This window comes from Candidatus Paracaedibacter acanthamoebae (assembly GCF_000742835.1).
Lineage (GTDB): Bacteria > Pseudomonadota > Alphaproteobacteria > Paracaedibacterales > Paracaedibacteraceae > Paracaedibacter > Paracaedibacter acanthamoebae.
Map to the genome: position 1 here is coordinate 2,291,846 of NZ_CP008941.1, position 25,290 is coordinate 2,317,135.

A 25,290-nucleotide genomic window follows, 5' to 3' on the forward strand; every position below is an offset into this window, starting at 1 on the left:
CTACTTTAATGTATGGATTATAGGTAAGGTAAGGAGTAAAGATCCGTTGAGAGCAAAAATTAATAGCATGATCCCTAACATTTAATTAAAATGGTTTAAGTATAGAAAATGGGGGAGGGGTTCACCTATGTCAAAAATTGTCCGTCAGGTTGACTTAGAGGATAAATATACGCTGGAGACCGGTCAGGTATTTATTACAGGAACACAAGCCCTTGTGCGGTTGCCGCTGATGCAACGGCGATTGGATAAAAAAAACGGACTTAAGACCGCTGGGTTTATTTCCGGATATCGGGGGTCTCCCCTGGGTGGATTTGACCAAGCTTTGTGGAAATCGCGTCCCTACCTTGAGGCGAATAACATTAAATTTCAACCAGGCCTTAATGAAGATTTAGGGGCTACAGCTGTTTGGGGAAGCCAACAAGTTCATTTATCGCCGCAAGCAACGGTTGATGGCGTGTTTGCTCTATGGTATGGCAAGGGTCCTGGCGTCGATCGGACCGGTGATGTTTTTAAGCATGCAAACTTTGCTGGAACATCCAAGCATGGCGGTGTTTTAGCCTTGGCAGGCGATGATCATGCTTGCAAGTCCTCAACTCTACCGCATCAGAGTGAATATGCTTTTGTGGATGCGTTTATGCCCGTCCTTCATCCGGCAACGGTGCAGGATATTATTGATTTAGGACTGTATGGTTGGGCTTTGTCACGATATGCGGGTGTTTGGGTGGGCTTTAAGATGCTCTCTGATACGGTGGATACGGCGGCTTCGGTGGCGGTCGATCTTAATCGTTTCAATGTTAGGTTGCCGGAAGATTTTGAGTTTCCAGTCGGCGGCCTGAGTCTCCGTTGGCCGGATGCGCCTGTCGACTTAGAGCGCCGCATGCACGAGTATAAAATGAAGGCCATTCCGGCTTTCGTGCGTGCTAATAGCCTTGATCAGGTAATTTGGAATCACAAAAAGGCGCGTATCGGTTTAATTGCAGTGGGCAAAGGCTATATAGAATTACGCCAGGCTCTCTCCGATCTTGGGATTGATGAAAAAGCAGCTGAAGACTTAGGAATTAATCTTTATAAAGTGGTTGTTTCCTGGCCATTGGAAGCTGGGGGAATTCGCACCTTCTGTCAAGGCTTGGATCATGTCGTTGTGGTCGAAGAAAAGCGCCCCCTCATTGAAGGGCAGTTAAAGGAAATTCTGTATAGCATGCCTGCGGATCAGCGACCTTCTATTTTCGGTAAACAAGATCAAGATCAACAGCCGTTGCTACCGTCGATTTATGAGTTAACAAGTCAGAAAATTGCAGCCGCTCTAGCCCATCTTTGGCAAGGGCTGGAGGGGTTCGATCCTTATAAAGAGAGTTTTGCACGCGTCAGAGAGGCAGAGATTCAAAAAACACTCGCTGATACAAAATTGTTGCGCTTGCCATATTATTGTTCTGGATGTCCGCATAACACCTCAACAACTCAATTGCCGGAGGGGAGCCGCGCGTTAGCTGGGATTGGCTGTCACTATATGGCAACCTGGATTGATCATCGAACAACGACCTTTACCCAAATGGGCGGCGAGGGTGTGCCGTGGATTGGAACAGCCCCCTTTACGGATGAAAAGCATATATTTGCCAATTTAGGGGATGGAACTTACTTTCATTCCGGCCTTTTAGCCATTCGGGCAGCTGTTGCTGCAAAAATTAATATTACCTACAAAATACTGTATAATGACGCCGTGGCCATGACAGGGGGGCAACCTGTTGATGGTCCGTTAACGGTCAGTGATATGACGCATCAGCTCGCAGCAGAGCGCGTGCAGAAGATTGCAATTGTTAGCGATAATCCAGCAAAGTATTCTCGGGATGTCAAATTTGCCGCCGGTGTTACGATTCATCATCGTCTGAATTTGGTCGAGGTGCAGGAAATGTTGAAAAATACAGCTGGAACAACGGCGCTGATTTATGATCAAACGTGTGCTGCTGAAAAGCGCCGCCGTCGCAAGCGAGGACTGATGGAAGATCCGAATCGCCGGCTCTTTATCAATGAAGCCGTTTGTGAAGGGTGTGGGGATTGTGGTAAAAAATCTAACTGTTTGTCGGTGACGCCGCTGGAGACAGAATGGGGACGCAAGCGCGCTATTGATCAATCCAGCTGTAACAAAGATTTTTCTTGTGCCAACGGATTTTGTCCAAGTTTTGTATCTGTTATTGATGGAAAGGTCCGCCGGCCAGCAGTATCGCAAGCCCCCGACGATTTATTTGCCACTTTACCGTATCCTCAGGAACCTTCAGTATTGACCCGCCCTTATAATATTTTTATTACCGGCGTGGGGGGGACCGGCGTGACGACCATTGGCGCCTTATTGGGCATGGCGGCCCATCTCGAGGGTAAGGGTTGCTCAGTCGTCGATATGGCCGGGCTGGCGCAAAAAGGAGGAGCCGTGGTTAGCCATTTGCGGATTGCCCAAAAACCCGAGGATATTCAGGCCACGCGTGTTGCAAGTCGCAGTGCCGATCTGTTATTGGGTTTTGATGTGGTGGTGACGGCGAGTTCAGAAGGACTTGATAAAATTAAGTCAGGTCACACCCACATTGTAGTGAATTCCCATCAATCGATCACAGGGCATTTTACCAAGAATCCAGATTATGTGTTTCCTCAAACAGCTATGGAAAATGATATCATTCAAATAGCAGGCCGAGATTATGTTGATTTTATAGCAGCGCAAGAAATTGCAACAAATTTGATGGGCGATTCCATCATGACGAATTTGCTCATGGTTGGGTATGCCCTACAAAAAGGCCTGTTGCCTTTGTCACCAGATTCAGTGGTAGAAGCGATCCGTTTAAACGGGGTGGCGATTCAAGATAATACATTGGCTTTCAATTGGGGGCGGTTAGCTGCTGTTGACTTAGCAACCGTCCAAGGTTTTGCCTATCAGGGAAAGCCGCTGGAGTCAGATCATCAGCTAAGTGAATCTGTGAGTGAAATGATTGATCGTCGCAGCCGCTTTTTAGAAGATTATCAGAATCAATCTTATGCTGATATTTATCGTCAGACGATGGAAAAGGTGCGCCAATCAGAAATTGATTTAGAAACGGACCAATTGACGAAGATTATTGCCCAATCACTTTATCGTTTGATGGCTTATAAAGATGAATACGAAGTGGCGCGGCTTTATTCGAATGGTGATTTTGTGCGGCGCTTAAAGCAGCAGTTTGAAGGTGATGTAAAGATGGTTTTCCATTTGGCACCCCCTCTCTTGGCGAAGAAAAATGCCAAGGGGGAATTGCAAAAAATGAATTTTGGTCCGTGGATGATGTCGGCTTTCAAGCTGTTGTCAAAGTTTAAATTTTTGCGTGGAACCGTCTTCGATATTTTTGGCTATTCGACTGAGCGCCAACTTGAACGTCAGTGGATTAAAGATTACCGGAAAACAATTGATCACGTATTGGCCAGCGTCACTAAAGACAAAATAGATCAAGCCTGTGCCTTAATGGAATTACCACAAAAGATCCGGGGTTATGGCCATGTGAAAGAGCAAAACCATCACCACATTAAGCCCCTATGGGATCAAGCCTTGCAAGAATGGTGTGACTAAAATTGTAATCTATTTTTTTATCACCTTTCGTAAATTCTGAGAGGGATTTAGGTTAGGTAATCTTTACTTAGGTTTTCCCCCTACGCAAATTTACGCGATAGGACGCATACTCGCTTATTCGTATTGTCGGGATGGTTAAAGTGTGACTCTTAAAAGGTTCTTTAATAAAAACCAGAAAAAAATGCAGACAAGCCTTTTTACATTAAAGAAAGCCTTTCACTTTAGTTAGCTATTAAACTCTAATGTATGGAGCATATTATGGTATTGCCGCAGAAAATATCTCTTTCCGAGCGTTTTCTCGATAGAGGGGCCTTATTAATGAAAGCCGCTTTCTTATTTTTTATTGGTCAGATAGGGGCTTTGGACAGTAGAGAGATAAATGACTTAACGCCCTCTCAAAATCAATTCATCAATCTTAACCTGACAAATGCTAAAGATGTCAAAAAAACGGATGCTATTGTTAAAAATGGATGGTATAACGCTCGGTTATTGACGCCACAAAATCAAGTTTATACAACTGACGACAATGAATATGCATTGTATGATAGCCAAGATAAGCCATCGAAGGCGCATGTGTATCGTCAATCTGCTGCACAAGGTAAAAATTCTAAATCACATGCTTGGGTGGCAACATCCTCTTTAAAGTCAGTTTCGGTCGATGCGTCTATTAGAACAGCTACTCAGCGTAAGAATGAAACTAAAACCACCTTTATTCAATATGATAAAATGGGAATAAAACAAAAAGGCGCCGATTTCAGGGTAGATATCATCAATGAGCAGGGACAAGTTAATTATGATGGCGGGCATCTTGTCGATCATAAATTTAGTGCCCAAGGATCTCACACCGATGCTGCTAATTACATTCCGCAGCATTATTTTTATAATCGCTGGTTAAAGGAACATCTGGTAAAAAAAGCTGAAGGTTATTTAGAAATTGCTCTTTATACACCGAACCCTCCAAAGATTAAGGTCAAAGGTGAAGAGCGGTATGACCCAATTCCCATAGGAATTTTGCTTGTTACCCTTTCTGCTCAGACTATTGAAGCAGCCTATTATTTTCCTAATAATAAATATAATTACCGAGAACTGCAGAAGGACTTAGGCATTGAGAAAAATATCGCTAAGCAAATGGTGGATAATTTTCGCTTAAATGAATGCCTGCATCAACTCTTAGAGCCCGCTATTATTCATTATTCCAAAACACACGGCATAAACGTACAAAGCCAATCAAAGCATGAAGCTCAAGGAGAAGGACGAGTGGCAGATTTGGTTGAGGGAATGGGAAGCCTAAATTGTGAGGAGAGTGAAGCGCTTATCTCGCGTCTTGCATCCAACGTTTTTCATCAAGAAGAAGTTGAGCTTGAGACTATTTTTTCTCCCTTTTGTTCTGCGGCCGATAATAATCCATCTAATAGCGAAGCGATCCAGGCGGCAGTGAACATTTTAGGTAAATTTCTTATCGACTATGGCATGAAAAATGCTTTGAAATCAGAAATAGTGTCAACCCATTCTCGGATTATGTTTGCCAACATTATAACTGATTTTATTGAAGCTCATGATCAGGTCAGTGAAAAGGCTATGGAGAATATTGATAAGTTATTCTCGATTGTTTATCCGTCCACCTTGAAGGAATTATTTAAAGCTAAAAAAAGGATGACCTTAACTGATTTGCTTTATTTTGGCAATCTCTATAATAAACTGTCCTCACCTCACATTCATGCGTCCTTTTTGGAGGGGTTTAGCATTTGTGAGGATATGGACTTAGATGATAATCTTTCAAAATTTATCTCTATTCTAGAAAGCTTACATGAAGTCGTTCAAAATCAAACATTAACGGTGCCTCAACAACAGAACTTGATCGATTTGATGCTCGATGCGCAGGATAGTATCGATTATTTGATAGAGACAGGCTTTCCGGAAGAGGAGTTTAAAGATTCTTTAAGGTTCTTAAAAAAATTTAAGAATATCATAAGAAAGTGGAAAAAGATGCCATCCTTAACCAAGGGAACTTATCAAAATAGTCCTAATTCTCAACATTTTTTTAGAAGTTCGTCTGGATATTATCAAAGTCGAATTTGTCAACTCGGAGCATAACATACAGATCTTTGGAGATTAAACTTCCTTTTAGAAGAGGAGGCTTAGTCTTCAAAGATATTCCCTACCCACCCAGCATCTTCGCAGCGCGGTCAATAATGTCGGGGTGATCTTTGATATAGGTTAGAGCTGCAGTTTCGATGGCTAGTATACTTTGGGGGCTATAATCATCCAGCCCAATATTGGTTGGAAGTGATCCATTAACCCGAAGGAGTTGATCGGCAGAGAGTAAATCCTCCGTCCATTGATTATACATATTGCTGGATGATTTCATGATCATATCACTGATGGGGACAACCCATTGAAGAACACCATTATTATGGGCATCTTCATACCTCATCCCGGTGGGATAGGTGCCTGTCCCAAAAGATACCATTTTCAAGTTTTGCAAAACTTCCCATCCATAATGCTTTTTTAACTGGATTGCTGTGGCGGTACTGGGATTGTTAACAATCAGCCCACCATCCCCCAAAGCATATCCTTTCCATTGAGTCAGGGGGAAATAAGGAGGGGCTGCGGCCGAGGATCGAATTGCAAACCAGATTGTTTCATCTTCTTCAGGATCTTTTTGCGCTTTTTTGGAGTCAAAAATTTTGACTGTTTGCGTTGTAATGTTTGTGGAATAAGCAATAACATGGTGGTTTTCTATATCCCGCAGGGTGCGTTGAGAAAAATTTTCTTGTAATAATGTTTCGAAATGAGTTGGACCATATTTGGGGCCGTATAAACCATCGCCTGTTTCAATCATTTCCCAGGTCGTATGATAAAAAATTTCGCTGCTGTGATTTTTATACAGGTTTTCCATGGCTTCCAGTGACTTATTTTCCGCCAGACCAAAACTTAAAATACTGCCAGTGGAGGTACCCGCTAAAACCTGCGCGTGCTCTGAAATTGTCCCATTAAGACGACCTTCAACCGCTTGCATAATTTTTATTGTATAAAGACCCCGAATACCGCCCCCGTCAATTGTTATTACTGTTGGGGGAAGCGATAGAGGTTCAATCGGGGCTTCTTGAATGCTTAAGGGGGCTGTTACCACTTGCGCCCCATAAACAAAGGTTTTTAACCAATCCATTTAAACCTCTTTTATAACGTATATAGCCATAAAATTAGTTTAAATGCAAAAAAGTTAAAATTAAATTATTTTTTAGCAGCTTTTGTTGATATCATCTTTTAAGAAATTCAGTAGTTCTTTATATAGATCAGGAAATAATGCTTGAATGCGCTTTTGGTGACCATTTCTTAAGCGTGAATAGATTTCTTTTAATTGGTTCTTCTGAGGATCCTCACTCATTCCAGCTCTTTCCATATGATTGTAAAAACAGGTCCAACAGGCAGCGAGCCCCCGCGTGCCATGGGGGGGATTCACCAAAATTTTTTGCAAAGAAAACGGCTGTCCACTTTTTGAATTCTGGTTTAACAGATTCTTCGAGGATTGGTTCAAAGCGCTCCATAACTTCTTCATGTGTATAAAAGTGGGTAGGATCATTAAATGGTTTAAGAGTATCAGAAGCTGTTGCAGCTGACAAAATAAGGGCAATAAGAAGGCTAAATTTCATAATACTTTGTAGAATGTTTAGGTTAAATTGATTCTTTCATTAATAACAGTTGAGTGAAAAAATATCAGCAGCCACATCGTCGCAGGATTACTTAGGTTTCTTACTCAATAAATCAATCATGCCCCATAAAGATCGTAAGTCTTGTTCTGTGGGTTGGAGGCGGGTAAAAACATTCTCAAGATTTTGCTTCATTAAAGGCTTTTTCTCAGGCACCCGCCAATAGTTAATGGTATCTAGTTTTGTTTCTAGAAAGTTTAAAAAGGCTTGCAGCTGTTGTTGGGACGCCGGGCATGTTTCTCCACAATAAAGATTAGCCTGAGCGTTGGCTGTGTAATGAGAGAGTTCATAGGCCATAATAACGCTGGCCTGAGCTAAATTCATGGAAGAAAAATCAGGGTTAACCGGAATTTGAATAACACCATGACAACGGGCTAAATGATCATTCAATAACCCTGTCCGTTCTGGTCCAAACAGAATGCCAACTTCGCCCCGTGCCAACTGAGAGTGAACACGATCGGCGGCTTGGCGAATGGGAATGTATTCTTTAATCAAGTGACGTTGGGTGGCGCACGTTCCAAACACCCAATTAAGATCGGCAATGGCTTCTTCCAAGGTCGCATACAGGATGGCACTCCCCAAGATTTTTTCAGCACCGGCCGCGGTGGCCATCGCTTTAGGATCCTGAATATCACAAAGGGGATCAATGATTCTTAAGTTATTAAGGCCGAAATTGCCCATGGCCCGAGCAACAGCCCCAATATTTTCCGGCAACTGGGGTTTGTACAACAGGAAAATAGGCTGCTTAGTCATCATAGCCTAAGCACGACGCCAGGTCGTTCCAGAAGCAGAGTCTTCTAAAACGACACCCATGTCCAATAAGTGTTGCCGTAAACGATCGGCTTCGCCAAAGTCTCGATTAGCGCGGGCTTGGTTGCGATGGCTGATAAGCTCCTCAATTTCTGTGGTATTAAGGTTATCTTCTCCTTTGAACCATAGATCGGGATCTTGTTGGAGGATTCCTAATAACACGCCAGAGGCTTTCATAATGGAGGCAAGCTTTTGTTTTTCTTCAAAATCTGATGCTTTGTTGATCTGGGACGCTAAATCATGTAAATGAGATAACGCCAAAGGCACATTCATATCGTCCAAGAGAGCTGAGAAAACGTCAGGATGGATGATCGATGCTTCTGTCATCGTTAAGCCCCGCATTGCGCCATAAAGACGGTCGAGACTCGCATGGCATTGGCGAATTAGATCTTTTGATAAGTCCAAAGGCTGGCGGTAATGGGCACTCATCAGCATATAGCGTAAAGCCTCCCCCTTGAATTCTTCCAGCAATTCTCTCACGGTATAAAAATTGCCAAGAGATTTGGACATTTTTTCACCATTAACGGTCAAGTGACCGTTATGCATCCAGTATTTTGCAAAATAGCTCGTCTTGTTGGCGCAGCAGCTTTGAGCTAATTCATTTTCATGGTGGGGAAAAGACAAATCAATGCCCCCCCCATGGATATCAAAAGTCTTGCCGAGATATTTCTCACTCATGGCAGAACATTCAATATGCCAACCGGGTCGACCGCGTCCCCAAGGACTCTCCCAGCCGGGGGTTTCTTCATCTGAAGGTTTCCATAAAACAAAATCTCCGGCATCCTTTTTGTAAGGGGCGACTTCGACGCGGGCGCCAGCGAGTAATTCGTCCTGATTGCGACGGGATAGTTTACCGTACTCTGTAAATGTTTTAACGGCAAAGAGAACATGACCGTCAGCTGCATAGGCATGTCCCTGATCAATCAACTGCTCAATCATGCGGATCATCTCATTAATATGCTCAGTTGCGCGGGGAGCGACATCGGGAACAAGGGCGTCTAAGGCTGCCATATCGTCATTGTAAGCTTGGGTCGTACGCTCTGTAATAGTACGGATAGATTCTCCTGATGCTTTGGCCGCCGCATTAATTTTGTCATCCACGTCCGTAATATTACGAACATACGTAACCTTGGGATACAGATGGCGTAAGAGGCGGTTCAAAATGTCAAAAACCACCACGGGACGGGCGTTACCAATGTGGGCAAAATCATAGACTGTTGGCCCACACACATAGAGGCCAATATGATCCGGCTTTAAAGGGACAAAATCTTCTTTCTGTCGGCTATAGGTATTATAAACCTTTAACTGCATGGGCTCTCGATCTCTATTCTAAATTGACAAGCGTTTTACAGCCAAGCCGTACCCGAGCAGGGGTAAGAGTTCCTTCATTTCAGGACCATGGTCAAATCCTGTCAATGCCTGGCGTAATGGCATAAATAAATCACGTCCTTTACGTCCCGTTTCTGCTTTGATTGCTGCTGTCCAGTCACTCCAAGTTTCTGTTGACCAGGGTGTTGGCGGTAAAAGCTTTAAGGCTGTTTGTAAATAATCTTTATCCTCGACCGTCGGGTTAATCTCTCCAAAGAACACCTGTTGCCATTGGGAAAGCTCTTCAAGGGTCTTTAGGTTACCCCGGACGTGATTCCAAATGGTCTCTGTAATGTCCGGGGCGCCGAGATCCTTAAGTTTGGGTATTAAAGCTTCATAAGGATAGACTTGATAAATTTTACGATTCAGCGTTTCTAAATCGTGCATATCAAAGCGGGGTGGCGTCCGGCTAAATGTTGCTAAATCAAAGCCCTGGGCCAACTCATCGAGATTGTGATGCAGTTCAATGGGTTGAGAGGTACCGAGTCGGGCCAGCAAGCAATTAATGGCCATCGGTTCAATCCCTTGCTCCCGTAGATTTCGAAGGCTTAAGGACCCTAAGCGTTTAGATAAGGGGCTACCATCAACATCTTTTAATAAGGTTGTATGACTAAAGTGAATGGTATCCGCTTTGCGTCCTAAGGCTTCAAAGAGTTGAACCTGGACAGCTGTATTGGTGACATGATCTTCACCTCTCAGAATATGCGTAATTTCTGTGTCAATATCATCAACAACGGAGGTTAAGGTATACAAATAAGCCCCATCAGCACGGACAAGGACAGGATCACTGAGATGGGCGCCGTGGAATTGATTTTCACCACGGATAAGGTCCTGCCATTTAATTTCCTCGGGCAATAACTTAAAGCGCCAGTGGGGACGACGTCCTTCCTTCTCAAAAGTGGCTTTTTCTGTTTCGGTTAACTTTAAGGCCGCTCGGTCATAAAGAGGTGGTTCACCACGACTCATTTGGCGTTTACGTTTAAAATCGAGTTCTTCTGGCGTTTCATAGCAGGGATATAAACGGCCTTCATCAATCAGTTTCTGCTTCATTTCATCATACCGCGCAAAACGGTCTGATTGTTTCATGAAGGCATCATGGGTTATCCCAAGCCATGCTAAATCTTGTTTGATTGCCTCGGCATATTCTTCTTTGGATCGTTCTATATCTGTATCATCTTGGCGCAGCAAAAAGTGAGCCTTTTGACCCTTTAACTGATGGCTACGGACAAAAAGCCAATTAATTAAGGCCGTTCGAGCGTTACCAATGTGGAGTAAACCTGTGGGACTGGGGGCAAAACGAACACGAATCGTCATTAGTCTATCTTTTCGTTAAAATCTCTTACCCCCAACTTACCTGGTGACCAGGTAATATTTCAAGGATTAATCAATCCGACAAACGTCCGCAAAGTCAAAGCGAGGACTGCGCGGAAACAAAGCTGTTGCCTCCCCATAGCCTAAATTGCATAAAATATTCGATTGAAAGGATGTGCCTTTGAAAAAGGCTTCGTCCACTTGAACATTGTCAAAACCAGACATGGGGCCACAGTCAAGGCCACAGGCTCTTGCTGCCAGAATGAAATAAGCCGCTTGCAGTGAGCCGTTCACCACAGCTGTTTTTTCAATCAACTCTTGATTGCCAACAAACCAAGAGCGGGCATCGGCATGGGGGAAAAGCATTGGCAATTGTTCATAAAATTCCATGTCAGAGGCGATAATTGCAGTGACGGGTGCTGCCATGGTCTTATCAATATTACCCGGCGCAAGACATGGTTTTAGCTTTTCTTTTGCTGCTTGGGATTGAACAAACACCAACCGCAGGGGTGAGCAATTTGCACTTGTCGGGGCCATTTTTGCTAAATCAAAAACTTGGCGAAGTGTATCTTCAGAAACTTTTTTATCTTGCCATGCAGAGTGAGTACGAGCTTCAATAAATAATTGGTTTAATGCATCTTGATTAATCATGGGATTTCCTTTTGTAATCTCTACAATTCTATAAATTATAAGATTAGCGTATCCCTTAAATATGTCAAATGAATGATGTCGTAAAATGAAAAGATTAAAAAATGACTGGCGCCGGTTTTTATTGTTGTTCTTCCGACGCCTACATCATAAATAGCAACGTTAAAAATATTTTCAAGCTTTTTTTATAGTAAAGTTTATTTTCTTTGTTTTTTTCTCAGGTATTTAATTAAAACTATTAACTAAACTGCCTGATAATAGTCGCCATCCATCAATTAAAACAAAGAAAATTATTTTAAAGGGAAGAGAGATCATTACCGGTGGTAACATCATCATACCCATCGACATTAAAACGGCTGCAACCACCAGATCTATAATGAGGAAGGGGATAAAAATAAGAAACCCAATTTCAAAGGATCGCTTAAGTTCACTGATCATAAAAGCTGGAACTAAAACCTTAAGGGGCGTATCCGATGGTTTTTCCAGTGTTTCTATTTTAGAGAGATCTAGAAACAATCCTAAATCCTTTTCGCGGACATTCCGCAGCATAAATTCTTTGAAGGGTTCTACCGCCTTATGAATAGCTTGTTCTTCAGAAATTTTTTCGGCAACTAAAGGAGCAATGCCTTCCTCATAAGCTTTTTCAAAGGTTGGGGCCATGACAAACATTGTTAAAAACATCGCCAAGCTCATGATAACCATATTTGGCGGAGACTGCTGCAATCCGATGGAGGTTCTTAAGAATGATAAGACAACAGCCATCCGTGTAAAGGAGGTTGCCATAATAACCAGCGAGGGGGCTACGCTCAACACTGTAAATGCTAGAAATAGTTGGATCAAGCGGCCGCTATAAGATCCGTCAGCGTTTCCCATATCCAGGGTTAAGCTTTCGGCGCCCACATCATGGCTCAGAGCAATCAAGAAGAAGGTTGTTAAGCTGACCCAAGGTAATTGGGCTTTTAGAAAATTCATCATGCCAAAGTTTCCTCACGCAGCTTTTTGTCGAGCAATAAATCGGAGTCACCCAATAAGATAACATAATCATGAGTTTTATCGTGTAAGCGAACTAGTTGGCGTTTTGTGTCAATAGCAATGCGATCTGTTATATGAAATTCAGTGTACTTACGACCAGCCATCTTAAAATTTGTCTTGTTCATGATCCATCGCATGCCATATAAAACGGCGATCATGACAAGAATGACGCCGATAAAAGATAGAAATGTGTAGGCTAACGATGGCATCTCCATTTAAAATATTTTCCCTTGATTGTAGGCTTTGATGCCTCGGGTCCGAGTTTCAACAGCCGACATATCAACTGATAGCTGCTCCATTCGACGTTTTAAGGCTGTCAATTTGTGGGCTAACTTATCCGCAAATTCACGCATTTCACGTCGAGCTGTTTCTTGTTCTTGAGCTGAATAAGCTGATAATTGCGCCAGTAAGTGAGAAAGTTTATCTTGTTCCTCAGTAAACGTTTCAGAAAGAGCTTCCTCTTCTGGCATCGCCAAAAGACGGTCTTGCAAAGCATGGAACTCAGTCAAAAATTGTTGAAATGTTAATTGTTGATCAGACATGGGGCGGACCACTGAATTCATCTATAACTCCATTTTACCCATTTTTATCATCTTTTGTCTATTTTATGATAAATATTAGTTAAAATATTCATAACTTGTATTTTAAAAAAAATGTATTATTGTCGCAACTTAGCAAAGGGAGCATTTGCGTTTTTCAATATCATTATGCTAAGTTAAACGCATGCACCACGATATGCGACTTATTGAAATTACTTTAGTTGTGGTCGCAGCATTGGCTGGCGGCTTGGGATTTGTACGTCTAAAGCAGCCTCCTATTCTGGGATACATTCTAGCGGGTATAATTTTAGGACCTTCTGGTTTTGCTTATGTGGAAAGTCGCGATCTCATTGAAACCATGGCTGAACTGGGCGTTCTATTGCTCCTTTTTGTGGTTGGTATGGAATTAAACCTCAGAACCTTTAAGAATGCCTGGCTCCAAACCACCTTATGCACAGTTTTGCAGATCGCCATCAGCCTTATGGTGTCCTTAGGATTGGCTCCATTTTTTGGTTGGTCTTTGGGGATGTCTTTATTGCTTGGATTTGTTCTGGCCCTTTCATCCACGGCGGTTGTTGTTAATCTATTGGAACGTATTGGCGAAATGCGGACTGAATCTGGACAATTGGCGATTGGTGTTTTGATTGCGCAGGATCTAGCCATTGTACCGATGATTTTGATTCTGCGTAATCTAAATAGCGGATCAATTTTTGAGCCAGGCCTTATTATTAAGCTTGCTTTATCGATCGCAATCATTGTGGGGTTAATTTCTTATCTGTCACGTAAACAGCGTGTCCGTATTCCTTTAACTCAAATTATTTCCGGTGAAAAAGATTTAACGCCGCTGGCTAGCCTCGGCTTTTGTTTTGCCGCAGCGGCAATTTCGGGGTTAATTGGGTTATCAGCTGCCTATGGCGCGTTTTTGGCCGGACTTGTTTTGGGTAATACCCATGAAAGAATCGTTTTGCTTGAGACAACAAAGCCAATTCAAAGCACTTTATTAATGGTCTTCTTTTTATCGATCGGATTGTTGCTTGATCTAAATTTTATTGTGGATCATTGGATCATGGTTACGGTGTTGTTGTTTGTTCTGACAATTGGAAAAACAGCCATTAATATTGGTATTCTTCATATTTTAAAAGTACCACGAGCGCAATCTTTTCTTGTTGGCGTCGTTTTGTCACAGCTGGGCGAGTTTGCTTTTCTTTTGGCCACCGTTGGACATCAATCGGGCATTATTGATGATCGCGGGCAAAAATTAATTGTAGCAATGACAGTTCTATCGTTAGCATTTAGCCCTGTTTGGCTTGCGACAGCTCGCCGGTTAAAAGAACATGTCGATTCTCGAGCGCTCAGCTTTACCAACATTCTTGCCATGGCTTTTGGGCCCGAATTCAGCTGGGTACAACGCCGATTGCAGCGTAAAAAAACTGTCTTAAATGAGATTATTGTCGATGATGAAGACGGCTAGACCTACTTTTAATCTCGAAAACTCCTGCCCTTCTTTTAAACTCATTGCTGGAATTGATGAAGCTGGTTGTGGTCCATTGGCTGGTCCGGTGGTAGCAGGGGCAGTAATTTTTCTAACACATGATTTACCGCGTGCTCTTCAATCCATTATTCATGATTCCAAAAAACTCACGGAAAAGAAAAGGACAGCAGCCTTTAAGTTCATGCGTGAGTTAAGTGGCACGGTGCTGCATTATGGGGTGGGGATTGCCGATGTGATCGAGATCGATCAATTAAACATTGGACGAGCTACCCGCCTTGCCATGGAAAGGTCAGTTTTAGCCTTACCCGTTCAACCTGAGTTTGCCTTGATTGATGGTATCCGCAAACCCAATCTGTCGTGCCCTTCGATGACAGTTGTTAAAGGAGACGCCACCTCTTTATCCATTGCAGCGGCATCGATTTTTGCTAAGGTGACCCGGGATCGCTTGATGCAGACCCTCGACCTTAATTATCCAGCTTATGGGTGGGGTAGAAATGCGGGCTATGGGACAGCGCACCATTTGCAAGCCATTCATACTCATGGCATAACGCCTCACCATAGAAAATCTTTTGAGCCCATCAAAACAATGATGGGTGTCTCTGTTCAGGGTGAACTTTTTTAGATTCATTTCCTTTTCAACCACCCGCTGTGTTTTTATATAAGAAAACAAGTTCTTGGACCTTTATGAATCTTGCGGTTTTGCAGGACCTTTTTTAGGCCCCCAAAATAAAATTCTCGTTTGGAAAATAGAGCAAGTATTTTTCCAAAATTTAAAAAAATTCCCTAAATTTTACCAAAATTTAACCTGAGGCCTCTTATTTTAAGGGTATGAAGAACGATCATGACGATTATTATTACATTCCATATCTATCTGGCCAACGGGCTGGTAAGGGGGAAAGCATGTCAAGCGTGAGAGCTTCTTTTGTTTTCGCATTCGCCATACTTGCAAGTGTTGGGGCCGTCCTTTTATATCTTGATCATTCCGATCGATTTAAATTAACGACGGGGAAACAGGGATTGTACATTTTTGATAAGAAAACGACAGCCACTAATTTCTGTGATACATACCGTTGTATTGGAATTAGCCCTAAATTTATTATGCCTAAAAAGGTTGATATTGTTCAAATTCCTGGTGTTCAAGTAAGCTCTCAGATTCAACAGCCAACACCGACCATTGCATCCTTGATGATGCCGCCGCAACGCCAAGATCCCGTGCCTTCTCCAGTTCCGGTAAAAGAGCCCATGCCTGTTCCCTCTCAACCACCAGTTGTGCAACCTAAGGATCCTCCACCTCAAACAGCAGCACTGTCTCAACCGGCTAAGAATAAATTCCATGTGGTTGAAGATGAGGATATGGGGGGCTTTATTAATGCCCCTGACTCATCTGAGGATGAGTAATAAAAAAGTTAAGTTTAAGCGACTGCTTGGTCACGTAGAGCAGGCGGTAGGTTGAGCCTATCTAATAAGTCAGTGAGCTCTTGCTTAGCGGCCACATGCGAGAGGGTCATCGGTGTGCCTGTTTCGCGCATATCCAGCAAAGTCAAACCATTTAAGAACAGTTCACGGAAAATCACCCGTTCGCCGAAGCCCGGCAGTAAGCGGAATCCAATTCTCTTAGAGAGGGCCCCTAACACCCGTTCCATTTCTTCACGGTTACGAGAGTGAATGCTGGCCAACCGATTCCGCAAAACGATCCAATCAATTTTGCCCCCATCACGCATGGCGCGTTGTTTTTTCTGATCCCAAACCATTTCGGCATATGTACTTGGGCGCAAGATATCCAAAGAATCCGGCGCGAGACGAACTAACATGTCAAGGTCAATAAAGCTATCGTTAAGGGGGGTGATTAATGTGTTTGCATAGGAATGAGCAAGTCGTGATAAGTGAGTGTCACTTCCCGGCGTGTCAATGACAATAAAATGACAATCATGAAGTTGCTCTAAGGCCTGAGTGAATTGCATTTCCTCTTCTTGTCGGGCGGCTGTTGCGCTTTCAAGATTGCTGCGAAAAACTGCGATATGGGTAGGCAAAGGTAGGGCAAGGCCAGATTGTTGGACCCGGTGTTGGCGATTTTCCACATACCGTGATAGAGTCCCTTGGCGAGCGTCCACGTCAATGGACCCCACTTTGTAACCTTTCCAAAGTAAAGCTGTGATGACATGCATGGTCACCGTTGATTTGCCGGTTCCCCCTTTTTCATTGCCTAGAACGATAATATAGGGTTTAGTTTCAACACTCATAATTTATGCACCTCTGCCTTATTGTTAGCTCTAAGTTTATGCGAACTTGCTTGCAAAAAAAAGAACAGAAATCAAATTATAGTTTTTTGAATAACACCCCTTACCTTAAATCACCCATAAGTCATTATATTAGTCATCTTATTTTTTTTATTTAAATAAAATTTTCTATAATAATTGTAAAATTTAATAAAACTGATGTAATTAAAAAAATGGTTAAAAATAATTAATTATAAAGTTCATTGAATTATTTTTCAGAAATGGTGAAAAAAGCGCAATAACAGCATTTTAGGGGCTTGAAAAAGTCTTAATAAAGTATTAAAACCTCTTTCAGATTGTTGTTCTTTCGACCAGAGCCCTCGTTATTTATAAAATTTCGAGGGCTTTATTATGGAGTAAAAATATAAATGTTTTTTCGTAAAATTGTGTCTTCGTTGGTGATTGTTTCCTATACGAAGCTTGTGATCGCATCGTCGTTTGCGGTAGAGGCGGAATTTCAAAAGGCCAGCCATATTTTAAAATTATCCATTGATCGCACCGTCGACTCTACCGGGAACTCTACATTCTTAGACCTGAGGGTGGTTAAGCAAGATATAGCGACCGGCGAAAAAGAGGATCTTCCCTCGGCTCAAGTGGATTTTGAAGAACAATCGACCACAGGAACCATTGTGCCGGTGGTGGGAAAGAACGATACGTGTAGCTGGTTTGAATGGATGGTCCCCGATGTTGGCATCATTAAAGTTGACTTAAACGGCAACATAGTGCTGCAGGGAGTAACGCACCAATCGCCGACTTCTCTTCTCAAGATTAAGACCTCTCATCTCATTACTCTACGCAATTGCGCTATCCATAATTTACATTTGAGCAGCCATGCCGCCTTATTAGAGGGAAACAATCGGTTAACCAACTATAAAGCCAATCATACATTTGGCATCACCGCTTTTAATGGGGGCCAAGAACAGCTCAAGAATCTTCTTTTAAAGCAAGGTCGTTTCTTGAATGCGACGACTCTCTCTGTGCAAGGTGAAGGGATTTGGGATCTGCGTGGCAATTCTTTTGTTAACCAAGGGAATCTTATTATTGGAGCTCAAGGCCATACCATTAACAATGCATCCCTAGTCTCTAATCTGGGTTGTATTCAGGGCGGTCAACTCCAGCTTTGGGCAACGAACTATCTCAATTCGGGCACCCTGGATTTAGCCAAGTTACGCATTCACACCCGGGAAAATATGATTAACCAAGGCCAGATTCATACAGCCGAGGAGGGAATCTATCGCTTTGGTAGCCAATTGATCAATAGCGGTCAGATAACCAGCGACAATACTTATCTATTTGCTTCTACCCGGGCAATAGGCACGTTGATAAATAAGGGGTCTATGAGCGCTCCACAGGGAAATTTTAAAAGCCTTAAGCTCATTAACAATCAAGATATCGGCCATCAACGCACTCTGCTACAAGATAGCCATTTGACTAATACGCAGTCGATAGAGTTAGGGGAAATCCAATCAACCTCAATCCTCCTAACGTTGCTCAATTCAGGATCGTTGACAGGAAGCGGTACATTAACCCTGAGAGCAGGCGAAAATTCTGGTGCCATGACGGTAACAGACTTAGTGTTCACCCCATCCTGTGATCCATTGAGTCACTCTCAACCCTTTAAAAATTCAGGGAGCTTGAGAGGGCAAACGGTGACCTCGTTAGGACAAGCCCTCGCGAATCAAGGGCAGTGTGAGATGGAGGTTTTGACTTTAAATAACGGAGCCAAATTGACCAATGGGGCTGGAGGAGAACTTGATATTGATTTACTCTTCTTACCGGCAGGAATTCTGCACAATGAAGGGATGGTGCGCGTGCAGGCATTGGATGGAGAGTCTCTCGATCATGCTTCTTTAATAGAGAATTCTGGACGGTTAGAGCTCAGCCATATTCTTCAGAACGACTATCAAGATCTGGATGGGCGTATTCTCGCGCTTATTTTAAATAATAATGGTCAGTTTATTGCTAACAGCGATTTAGTCTATGATTATTTCCGGATTTATCGCGGCCATTATCTAAGTCGCTCTCTTAATCGTAATGTGAATGTAAAGGTATCTCCTCATCAAGGTTATTACCCTTCTAATCCGCCCCAGAGATGGTTTATCGACGGTAGAGTATCGGCACCCTCCTTGAGGATCAAGCATCTTCCTTTAGCCGATGAATTTCTGCGAACCCTCAGCCGTACCCATGTTATTGACGAAAGTACCACTTGGGCTGCCTGGATTTATTTGTCTTTTTATAATTCGATCGTTTCCCAATCTCATGATCTCTCAAGTTTAGGACACCTGATTTTAGAAGGATGGCATCCTATCGCAACATTGGCGTTCCAAGACAATATTATTACTAAAGGAATTTCCCTGCGTAATTTCAACCATATTTCTATAGAAAAGTCTCTTCGCGCCACCACGGGCAATATTAAAGTCGATCAAACAGATGCCTTAAGGGTGGGTGTTGACAATGACCATCTAGGAGAACTACGCGCGGATCAGGGTGAGATTGATGTCCAAGTTAATAACTTAGCCGATCTCCGGTATGCAAAGGCTTATGCAAAAAACAAACTGGAGATTGAGTCGCTTAATAAAACCGTTCAATTTGGTGAAAGGGTCATTGTGCCAGCTCATGAAGTGGCCCAAAAAGTTCCCTCAGATCCAAATGAATTTATGGGGAGAGCAACCTTTGGTTCAGCAAGCCGTTCTACAGAGTTTTATCTTCCTAATAAAAGTTGTCTTCACAGCGAAACAAATCGTGTTGTTTTAAAAGCAAAAGAACAAATTGAGGGTCAATTTGGTTCTGTCTTTGGGGGACAAGGTTTCCATTTCAAAGCCGCCGATATTAATTTATTGAATACCAATTTATTTTTACTAGGCGATTCAACCATTGAAGCCAATTCATTTCATTATCACCGTACACCAAATGTCAAGTTAAGTTTTGGGAATATAGGAGATACGTACAATATAAACTATACGGTTCAAACTTCGCACGTTGCTCGTCTTTTCTTATTAGGAAACTTAAATCTCTTAGCACCTCACTTTGATGTTTCAGGAAATGATGGTTTCATTTCGGGAGATCTTATTCGGTATGGTCAAATTCTTGACGACCAATCAGAATTTATTCGCTTCAAGTCTTATCTTCATTTTCAAGAATACTTTAAAAAGAAGATTGTCATTCCTGTTCCTATGTGTTTCGGCCGTCACATAAGAATAGAGTTTCCCTATAAAGCTGATTGTGTTGGCACGTCGGGAGGTAACTTTGTTCTTGGCCAACGATTATCGCTTGATAGGGGGGGTGAATTGAGCGTTGAGGGTGGTGACCTCTCCGCTCAGCATATAAGGGCTAATCTATCAGCTGTCCAACTTCAAGCCTTAAGGGCTGCCATTCAGCGTGCTCCAAGCCAAATTACTCGTCTTGATACAGAGATGGAAGTTATGGCTCAAGGCAACCCTCTTATTAACCAAACAGCTGAGGGACGATTAATTGTTGGAACAGAAGACTCTACGATCGTTCAGCGTCCTCTTCATCTGCCTTTCTTAGACCCCGTCCGGGGCGTGCTGACGCTTACTCTTCCTCAAGATATTGATTTCCGAATGGACCCAACCCTGGAGGCCCTTTCCTTGATGTATCATTTCCATCGAACCACGGGCCGAGTTTATGATAACCAAGGAAACAGTGGAGTGGCAGCGTACAAGGCCGGACTCACAATGGGAAGAGGTTTAGCACTCCTGGGAATACCTTTAACCCCCCAATGGTTAGGAACTCTGAATACAGTTCTTTTATTTTATCAAACTGTCAGCTGTAATGGTCAACAATACTTGGTTCCTCACGCCTATATTCCTCAAACAACCCAAGCCGATCGGGTTCAGCGAAACGGCGCGCTTCAATCGAGAACCATGGATCTGACAGCCGGTACCAATACCTCCCAAGGAGGGACCTTAAGCGTTGCCGGCCCTCAAGCCTCGATGAACCTTAATTTTGGGCGCCAAGAGAGCCGCTCGGCTAACATTCCTGGCGTTGGGTCTATTGCTCCCCAAGAAATTAATGAGAACGGCGATCTTAATAAGACATTGAGAGCTGACTCTACCCTGACTGACCTAACCATGTCAGCTCCTCAAGGGAATGCTCACTTGAAAGGGGAGGGCAATGTTACGCTCGTTAATTCAACGCTCAGTGCCGGTCACACCACAACGGTGGAGGTGGATCACAAATTAACGTTAAAGTCGAGTAGCGCTGTGAGTGATCAGGGGCCGACCCGAGTCACGGTGGGTGACTTGGAGATGGAAACGTTGATCGAAACCATCTATACAAGTAATGGCTATTATCAGCGAGCCGCGCGCGATGCGACGCTTGGTAGTAATTGCTCACTTCTTTCTGTGCAAGTGGCTAACGATGCTGAGGCTCTGGGAGCTCTCTTTTATGGGACGGCCATTGATTTTACCACCGGCGGTACCCGGCATTTTGGGGCCGTGGCGCAACAGGGTGCTTCAGAAACTCATACGAAGAAGAAAAGCACTTACCGGGAGTGGTGTACGTATCACCTCACGCGTCTCCTTATTAAAGAAAAACCGGATAATGGAGCGGCTGAACCATCTTCTCTTAGGCGCGGTATGCCGCTTCGTTGCCCCTCTCGAGAGGAGCAAAGCTTAACAGATTTTTATGAAAACCCAGTGTCCAGTGCTGGTAATGATTGTGCTTTCAACTGCTTAGGCATCAGCCGTGAGGAAGCTTTAACGCTGTTGCTCTCGTTGAAAGACAAGCCCGAAGCGCGACAAATTGTTGCCCCGGAAATCCGGCTCGCGTATATTGCTGGCGATCTCGACCTGCTCCCTGGTTTTGCCACCATGCCTGCTTACCAAAGCTTGAAAGCCTACAAAGGATTGCTGCAAAGCCTTACGCAAACCGTGGATACAGGGTTGCGCTCGGCATTGGGCTTGACGGATAGCCAGAGCTGGAAGGATGCCTACACGTCTATTCAAACTCATAACCTGCAGGACCAGTACTCAGACTTTATGGAGAAAGCCAATCATTACCTTACCTTTGATGCAGAGTTAGGGGCTTTTGCTGAACGCCCGGAGGTTTATGAACGGTACCTCTATAGTTATGTGGATACCAATAAGATGATGGGCTATCAGTTCGACCAATTTGATGCCCGGTTAGGGGTTTGGAAAAGGAGCAGCTCCGCCTTTGACCTTCTCGCTCGACAGCTCGGTCAGAAACTGCGGATTATGTTCAACAATAAGGAGACGGGAGCTTTTGATCTGATCCATGAGGATGATTTTGACGGCGAGCCCATCACGCTATTGCATACCCGGGCGGGGACGCAAGATGGCTTTTCCGCTACCAAGGAAGAGACCGAGACGGCCCTCAATCACTTTAATGTGTTGCTCACGGCCGACCAACAACAAAATCTTTCAGCTGACTTTGACAGGAAAGCGGCGGATGGAGCGATCTATATCTCTTCGGAAGGGAATGCTCTGGACGAGGGAATCGTCATGCAGTCCTTAACCGGGGTGACCAAGAAATCAGGTGGCGTCTTAATAGAGACTATTGTGCAGAATTGGATGCGAGAACAAACAATAAGCCGCAAGAAAAAGTGGACTAGTCGGACCAAAAGAGTTCAGACCACCCACTTTATCGCCCAAAGTCAAGCCTGTAAGACGACGGCCCCCCAAGGGGAGGTTGAGTTCTTAGGTGGCAAAGGGCTCTTCTTAACCGCTAGTGAGATTCGGGCCCGCAAGATTCGCCTGCAAGCGGTAGACGGTGTGATCAATTTACTCACAGCCCTAGATATCGACTCGGTTGAGACGAAGAAGCGGTCTAAAGATGCGGTCTGGAAATGCCAATCTCAAACCTTTGATTATCACGAGACCCGCCGTCCTTGCCAGTTATTCTACGATGAAGAGGAAGGAGGGATTGAATTCCTGACACCAGAAGGGATTGTGGTGGAAATGGTGCAGGAGAAGCATTCGCGCACTGACGGGGATAAGAATCAAGGTCGACCGCGGGAATGGCAACGGCTCAAGGATTACAGTAATCTGCCTGGCTATGAATGGATGAAACTTCTCGATGAACGAGAGGATGTGGTGCGCATTTATGTGGATGAGCGGCATGATTCGGGACGTTTCGCCCATCAAGGGATGAGTGCAGCCGCCAAGGTTGTAGCCTCGATCGTCTTGACCATCTGTACCGGTGGGGCGGGAAGTCTCTTGACCATGGTAACGTCCAGCTTAATGAACAGCATGATCATCAACACCCTGGACCAACGGGGCCGAGTCGATCGAGCCGCTAAAATCACTTTTAGTAAAGAGTCGTTAAAAGGGTTGGGGGCGCAAATCTTAGGCCAGGCTTTATTATCCGGCGTCGATGCGTTGGGTGAAACGCTGTCTAAGGCAGCCTCGACAACGGCCCAAACCGCCACTCAAACGGTCACTCAAGCGACGACCAAAGCAGCGACCCACTCCGTGACCTGGGTTGATCGTTTCCAGAAAGCCCTCTCTACCAGTTTAAAAACCAACCTGGCGAACGGAGCAGCGCGTGGCCTGGTTTATGGCAATTGGCGGGATCAGCTGAAAGAAGCGGGGATTAACTTTGTGACCGACACCGCTGCTCAGTTTGGAGCTGAGCAAATTGGGGTGGGCCGCAAGGAGGAGATCAAGCAAGACTTAAAGGCCGGTCAGATTGATCTTTATAACTATCTGTCGCACAAGGTCTCTCATGCAGCGTTAGGCGCGGCGACGCGAGCCGCCAATGCAAAACTGAGCGGCGGCAATCGTAAAGAGGTTAAAAAGGCCGCCAAAGGCGGTGCCATTGGGGCTGCTTCTGCAGAAATGCTGGCGGAAGCCATGATGCCATCAGCCTTAAAGCGGATTGAGAACCGCCTGGCAAAGGACGGTCTCACTCCCGGGACTCAAGCTTATACAAAAGGTCATCAAACCTTGCTGGCAGAGGAACTCAAAAACCTCAAGGCGTGTGGCGAAATAGCAGCGGTAATTACCGCCCAAGCCATTGGTGGGGATATTGAAGCAGCACAACTGGCTGCCCGGAATGCATTGACTTATAATAGTGCACATGTCTTAACAGGATTATCGATCATTTCTGACACGGCCACTGCCGACTTTTTTGAACAGTACAAACAAGCAGAAGAAGACGAAGCAACGTGTGTCCAAGCAGAAGCAGAGTTGGAAAAAGCTTTGCAGGACTGGAAAGAGTTAAAGGATACAGATAAGAGGCTACAGAAAGGTCGTTACCAAGAGGAACAAGGAACGACAGCGAGCGTTACCGACGCTGTATCGGCTTTATTGTTTGATGTGGCTAGTCGCGATAAGCGTGTGGCGACGACTCAAGGTCTTCAAGCCATGGGGGATAAGGTTCGAGGCCTTATTAATCAGTATGAAGATTCCTTTAGTAACCGTACTCAGTTGATTGAAAGATATCCCCTCATCAATATGAAAGAACTCAGCCGGGCGAGTATCGTGGACCAAGCCAAAGAAACTTTAGCCAAATATACTCAACCTGTCTTAGGGGTGATGAGTGAAAGCTCGAATGCATCGCTCCAGACTATGGCGATGATGGGGGCTAGCACTTTAGCAACTTCCCGCGTCTTAGCCCCCCAAGCAAGCCTGTCTGGGACTATGGCTGTTCGAGCAGCTGCCATCGGGGGTGGTGAAGCAACCCTGGGAAGTGCGATGGGGAGAGGAATGGCGCGAGCCCCTAAAAACCCAATATTTGGAGGGGGAGCTGTTGTTGCGGGGAGTGTTGGGTATGGTGTTCATCGGGTTTACGAGTATTACAAAGAAACCCAAAGAGCGTCTGCCGATCAAGCCACCGCTTACCGTGAAGACTTAAGGCAAGGTTATAGTGATATCCAAGCCTCTCGCAGTCAAAACTGGATGAGCCAAAATGCTCATGCTTATCCGACCGGCGATGTCCCTATCCCTGGTCTCTATAATCCAAGGACAGACAAGGGTAAAGAGAAGCTGACAGATCATGATATCAGTACCTTTGATGCCCATGCCGCTAATGCACGCTGGGTTGATCTAGGGTTTGATACTCATACGGGTAGGGTGCAAATTCTCTCTACCCCGCTTCCTGAACCCTCACAACCAATCTTAGAAGGGTTTGACCAGTCAGAGATCTTAAAAGGGTACCTCGAAGGTTATGACCATATCCCTCCGACCATAGGGATCACCCTCGAAGGCTTTGACATATATAATGGGCCGGAGATGAATGTGTTGACAAGTGATAATGCTGAAAATCATACGAGCACACAAATTACAAGCGACCTTGAGAAGTGGGCTAGAGAACCTTCTAGTATTCAAGACCAGATGGCTTTAGAAGCAGCTAGAAGAGGGGAAGGAAAAAGAATTATTAAAAATTTAAATGATCCTCTTTATAAAGGCATGGAAAAAATGGAATATAAGGTTAAATCAGCTACTGGAAAAGATTCGGTGGTCCATTATGTGAGAGATCCAAAAACTGGGAAATTAATGGACTTCAAATTTAAAAAGAGAAGTATAGACTAAATAAATTAAGG

16 protein-coding genes are annotated in these 25,290 nt (G+C 44.1%); 6 read left to right on the forward strand and 10 right to left on the reverse strand.

The window, feature by feature from the left end; all coding sequences use genetic code 11:
- Nucleotides 1-127 precede the first annotated feature (127 nt).
- Together ID47_RS10620 and ID47_RS10625 are read left to right on the forward strand one after the other, a co-directional pair.
- Nucleotides 128-3,580, forward strand: coding sequence for an indolepyruvate ferredoxin oxidoreductase family protein (locus tag ID47_RS10620; RefSeq protein WP_038466394.1), 3,453 nt, complete (start codon nt 128-130; stop codon nt 3,578-3,580).
- A 318-nt stretch (nt 3,581-3,898) separates the two neighbouring features.
- Complete coding sequence (locus ID47_RS10625) at nt 3,899-5,674, forward strand: hypothetical protein (RefSeq protein WP_156956743.1); 1,776 nt, start codon at nt 3,899-3,901, stop codon at nt 5,672-5,674.
- Nucleotides 5,675-5,738: 64 nt separating this feature from the next.
- Here ID47_RS10625 and ID47_RS10630 read toward each other — a convergent pair whose 3' ends face one another.
- The 9 genes from ID47_RS10630 to ID47_RS10670 form a co-directional block, all read right to left on the reverse strand.
- Nucleotides 5,739-6,749 carry a patatin-like phospholipase family protein gene (locus tag ID47_RS10630; protein WP_038466400.1) on the reverse strand — a complete coding sequence of 337 codons (1,011 nt, stop codon included), beginning with the start codon at nt 6,747-6,749 and terminating at the stop codon, nt 5,739-5,741.
- Nucleotides 6,750-6,960: 211 nt separating this feature from the next.
- Entirely contained in the window at nt 6,961-7,233 is a 273-nt protein-coding gene (locus tag ID47_RS10635) for a hypothetical protein (protein WP_038466403.1), read from the reverse strand.
- Between the two features lie 87 nt (nt 7,234-7,320).
- Entirely contained in the window at nt 7,321-8,046 is a 726-nt protein-coding gene (locus tag ID47_RS10640) for an RNA methyltransferase (RefSeq protein WP_038466406.1), read from the reverse strand.
- A 3-nt stretch (nt 8,047-8,049) separates the two neighbouring features.
- Nucleotides 8,050-9,411: a cysteine--tRNA ligase gene (gene cysS, locus ID47_RS10645; protein ID WP_038466409.1), complete on the reverse strand. Its 1,362-nt coding sequence runs from the start codon at nt 9,409-9,411 to the stop codon at nt 8,050-8,052.
- Nucleotides 9,412-9,429: 18 nt separating this feature from the next.
- Nucleotides 9,430-10,782, reverse strand: a complete 1,353-nt coding sequence (gltX, locus tag ID47_RS10650) for a glutamate--tRNA ligase (protein ID WP_038466410.1) — start codon at nt 10,780-10,782, stop codon at nt 9,430-9,432.
- A gap of 66 nt (nt 10,783-10,848) precedes the next feature.
- Entirely contained in the window at nt 10,849-11,430 is a 582-nt protein-coding gene (locus ID47_RS10655) for a malonic semialdehyde reductase (protein ID WP_038466413.1), read from the reverse strand.
- Nucleotides 11,431-11,652: 222 nt separating this feature from the next.
- The gene (fliP, locus tag ID47_RS10660; RefSeq protein WP_038467768.1) at nt 11,653-12,399 is read right to left on the reverse strand and encodes a flagellar type III secretion system pore protein FliP; all 747 of its coding nucleotides are present in this window, start codon (nt 12,397-12,399) and stop codon (nt 11,653-11,655) included.
- Nucleotides 12,399-12,674 carry a hypothetical protein gene (locus ID47_RS10665; RefSeq protein WP_038466416.1) on the reverse strand — a complete coding sequence of 92 codons (276 nt, stop codon included), beginning with the start codon at nt 12,672-12,674 and terminating at the stop codon, nt 12,399-12,401. Before ID47_RS10665 ends, fliP begins: the two co-directional genes overlap by 1 nt.
- On the reverse strand, nt 12,675-13,022 hold the full coding sequence (locus ID47_RS10670) for a hypothetical protein (RefSeq protein ID WP_038466419.1): 348 nt from the start codon (nt 13,020-13,022) through the stop codon (nt 12,675-12,677).
- Between the two features lie 160 nt (nt 13,023-13,182).
- On the opposite strand from ID47_RS10670, the gene ID47_RS10675 reads away from it, so the two are divergent.
- The 3 genes from ID47_RS10675 (at nt 13,183) to ID47_RS10685 (ending at nt 15,888) form a co-directional block, all read left to right on the forward strand.
- Complete coding sequence (locus ID47_RS10675; RefSeq protein ID WP_051908851.1) at nt 13,183-14,469, forward strand: cation:proton antiporter; 1,287 nt, start codon at nt 13,183-13,185, stop codon at nt 14,467-14,469.
- Nucleotides 14,438-15,112, forward strand: a complete 675-nt coding sequence (locus tag ID47_RS10680; RefSeq protein ID WP_232223235.1) for a ribonuclease HII — start codon at nt 14,438-14,440, stop codon at nt 15,110-15,112. The genes ID47_RS10675 and ID47_RS10680 overlap by 32 nt, the downstream gene beginning before the upstream one ends.
- Nucleotides 15,113-15,318: 206 nt before the next feature.
- Nucleotides 15,319-15,888, forward strand: a complete 570-nt coding sequence (locus ID47_RS10685; RefSeq protein WP_156956744.1) for a hypothetical protein — start codon at nt 15,319-15,321, stop codon at nt 15,886-15,888.
- Between the two features lie 14 nt (nt 15,889-15,902).
- On the opposite strand, the gene ID47_RS10690 is transcribed toward ID47_RS10685, so the two are convergent.
- Nucleotides 15,903-16,730, reverse strand: a complete 828-nt coding sequence (locus ID47_RS10690) for a division plane positioning ATPase MipZ (protein ID WP_038466424.1) — start codon at nt 16,728-16,730, stop codon at nt 15,903-15,905.
- 404 nt (nt 16,731-17,134) lie between these two features.
- On the opposite strand from ID47_RS10690, the gene ID47_RS10695 reads away from it, so the two are divergent.
- Complete coding sequence (locus ID47_RS10695) at nt 17,135-25,279, forward strand: hypothetical protein (RefSeq protein ID WP_038466427.1); 8,145 nt, start codon at nt 17,135-17,137, stop codon at nt 25,277-25,279.
- Nucleotides 25,280-25,290: the final 11 nt, after the last annotated feature.

Bases quoted from the DNA above. Each gene is read 5' to 3' on its own strand.
- ID47_RS10620 (WP_038466394.1), top strand. From the start codon at position 128: ATGTCAAAAATTGTCCGTCAGGTTGACTTAGAGGATAAATATACGCTG.
- ID47_RS10625 (WP_156956743.1), top strand. From the start codon at position 3,899: ATGAAAGCCGCTTTCTTATTTTTTATTGGTCAGATAGGGGCTTTGGAC.
- ID47_RS10630 (WP_038466400.1), bottom strand. From the start codon at position 6,749: ATGGATTGGTTAAAAACCTTTGTTTATGGGGCGCAAGTGGTAACAGCC.
- ID47_RS10635 (WP_038466403.1), bottom strand. From the start codon at position 7,233: ATGAAATTTAGCCTTCTTATTGCCCTTATTTTGTCAGCTGCAACAGCT.
- ID47_RS10640 (WP_038466406.1), bottom strand. From the start codon at position 8,046: ATGATGACTAAGCAGCCTATTTTCCTGTTGTACAAACCCCAGTTGCCG.
- cysS (WP_038466409.1), bottom strand. From the start codon at position 9,411: ATGCAGTTAAAGGTTTATAATACCTATAGCCGACAGAAAGAAGATTTT.
- gltX (WP_038466410.1), bottom strand. From the start codon at position 10,782: ATGACGATTCGTGTTCGTTTTGCCCCCAGTCCCACAGGTTTACTCCAC.
- ID47_RS10655 (WP_038466413.1), bottom strand. From the start codon at position 11,430: ATGATTAATCAAGATGCATTAAACCAATTATTTATTGAAGCTCGTACT.
- fliP (WP_038467768.1), bottom strand. From the start codon at position 12,399: ATGAATTTTCTAAAAGCCCAATTACCTTGGGTCAGCTTAACAACCTTC.
- ID47_RS10665 (WP_038466416.1), bottom strand. From the start codon at position 12,674: ATGGAGATGCCATCGTTAGCCTACACATTTCTATCTTTTATCGGCGTC.
- ID47_RS10670 (WP_038466419.1), bottom strand. From the start codon at position 13,022: ATGAATTCAGTGGTCCGCCCCATGTCTGATCAACAATTAACATTTCAA.
- ID47_RS10675 (WP_051908851.1), top strand. From the start codon at position 13,183: ATGCACCACGATATGCGACTTATTGAAATTACTTTAGTTGTGGTCGCA.
- ID47_RS10680 (WP_232223235.1), top strand. From the start codon at position 14,438: ATGAGATTATTGTCGATGATGAAGACGGCTAGACCTACTTTTAATCTC.
- ID47_RS10685 (WP_156956744.1), top strand. From the start codon at position 15,319: ATGAAGAACGATCATGACGATTATTATTACATTCCATATCTATCTGGC.
- ID47_RS10690 (WP_038466424.1), bottom strand. From the start codon at position 16,730: ATGAGTGTTGAAACTAAACCCTATATTATCGTTCTAGGCAATGAAAAA.
- ID47_RS10695 (WP_038466427.1), top strand. From the start codon at position 17,135: ATGTTTTTTCGTAAAATTGTGTCTTCGTTGGTGATTGTTTCCTATACG.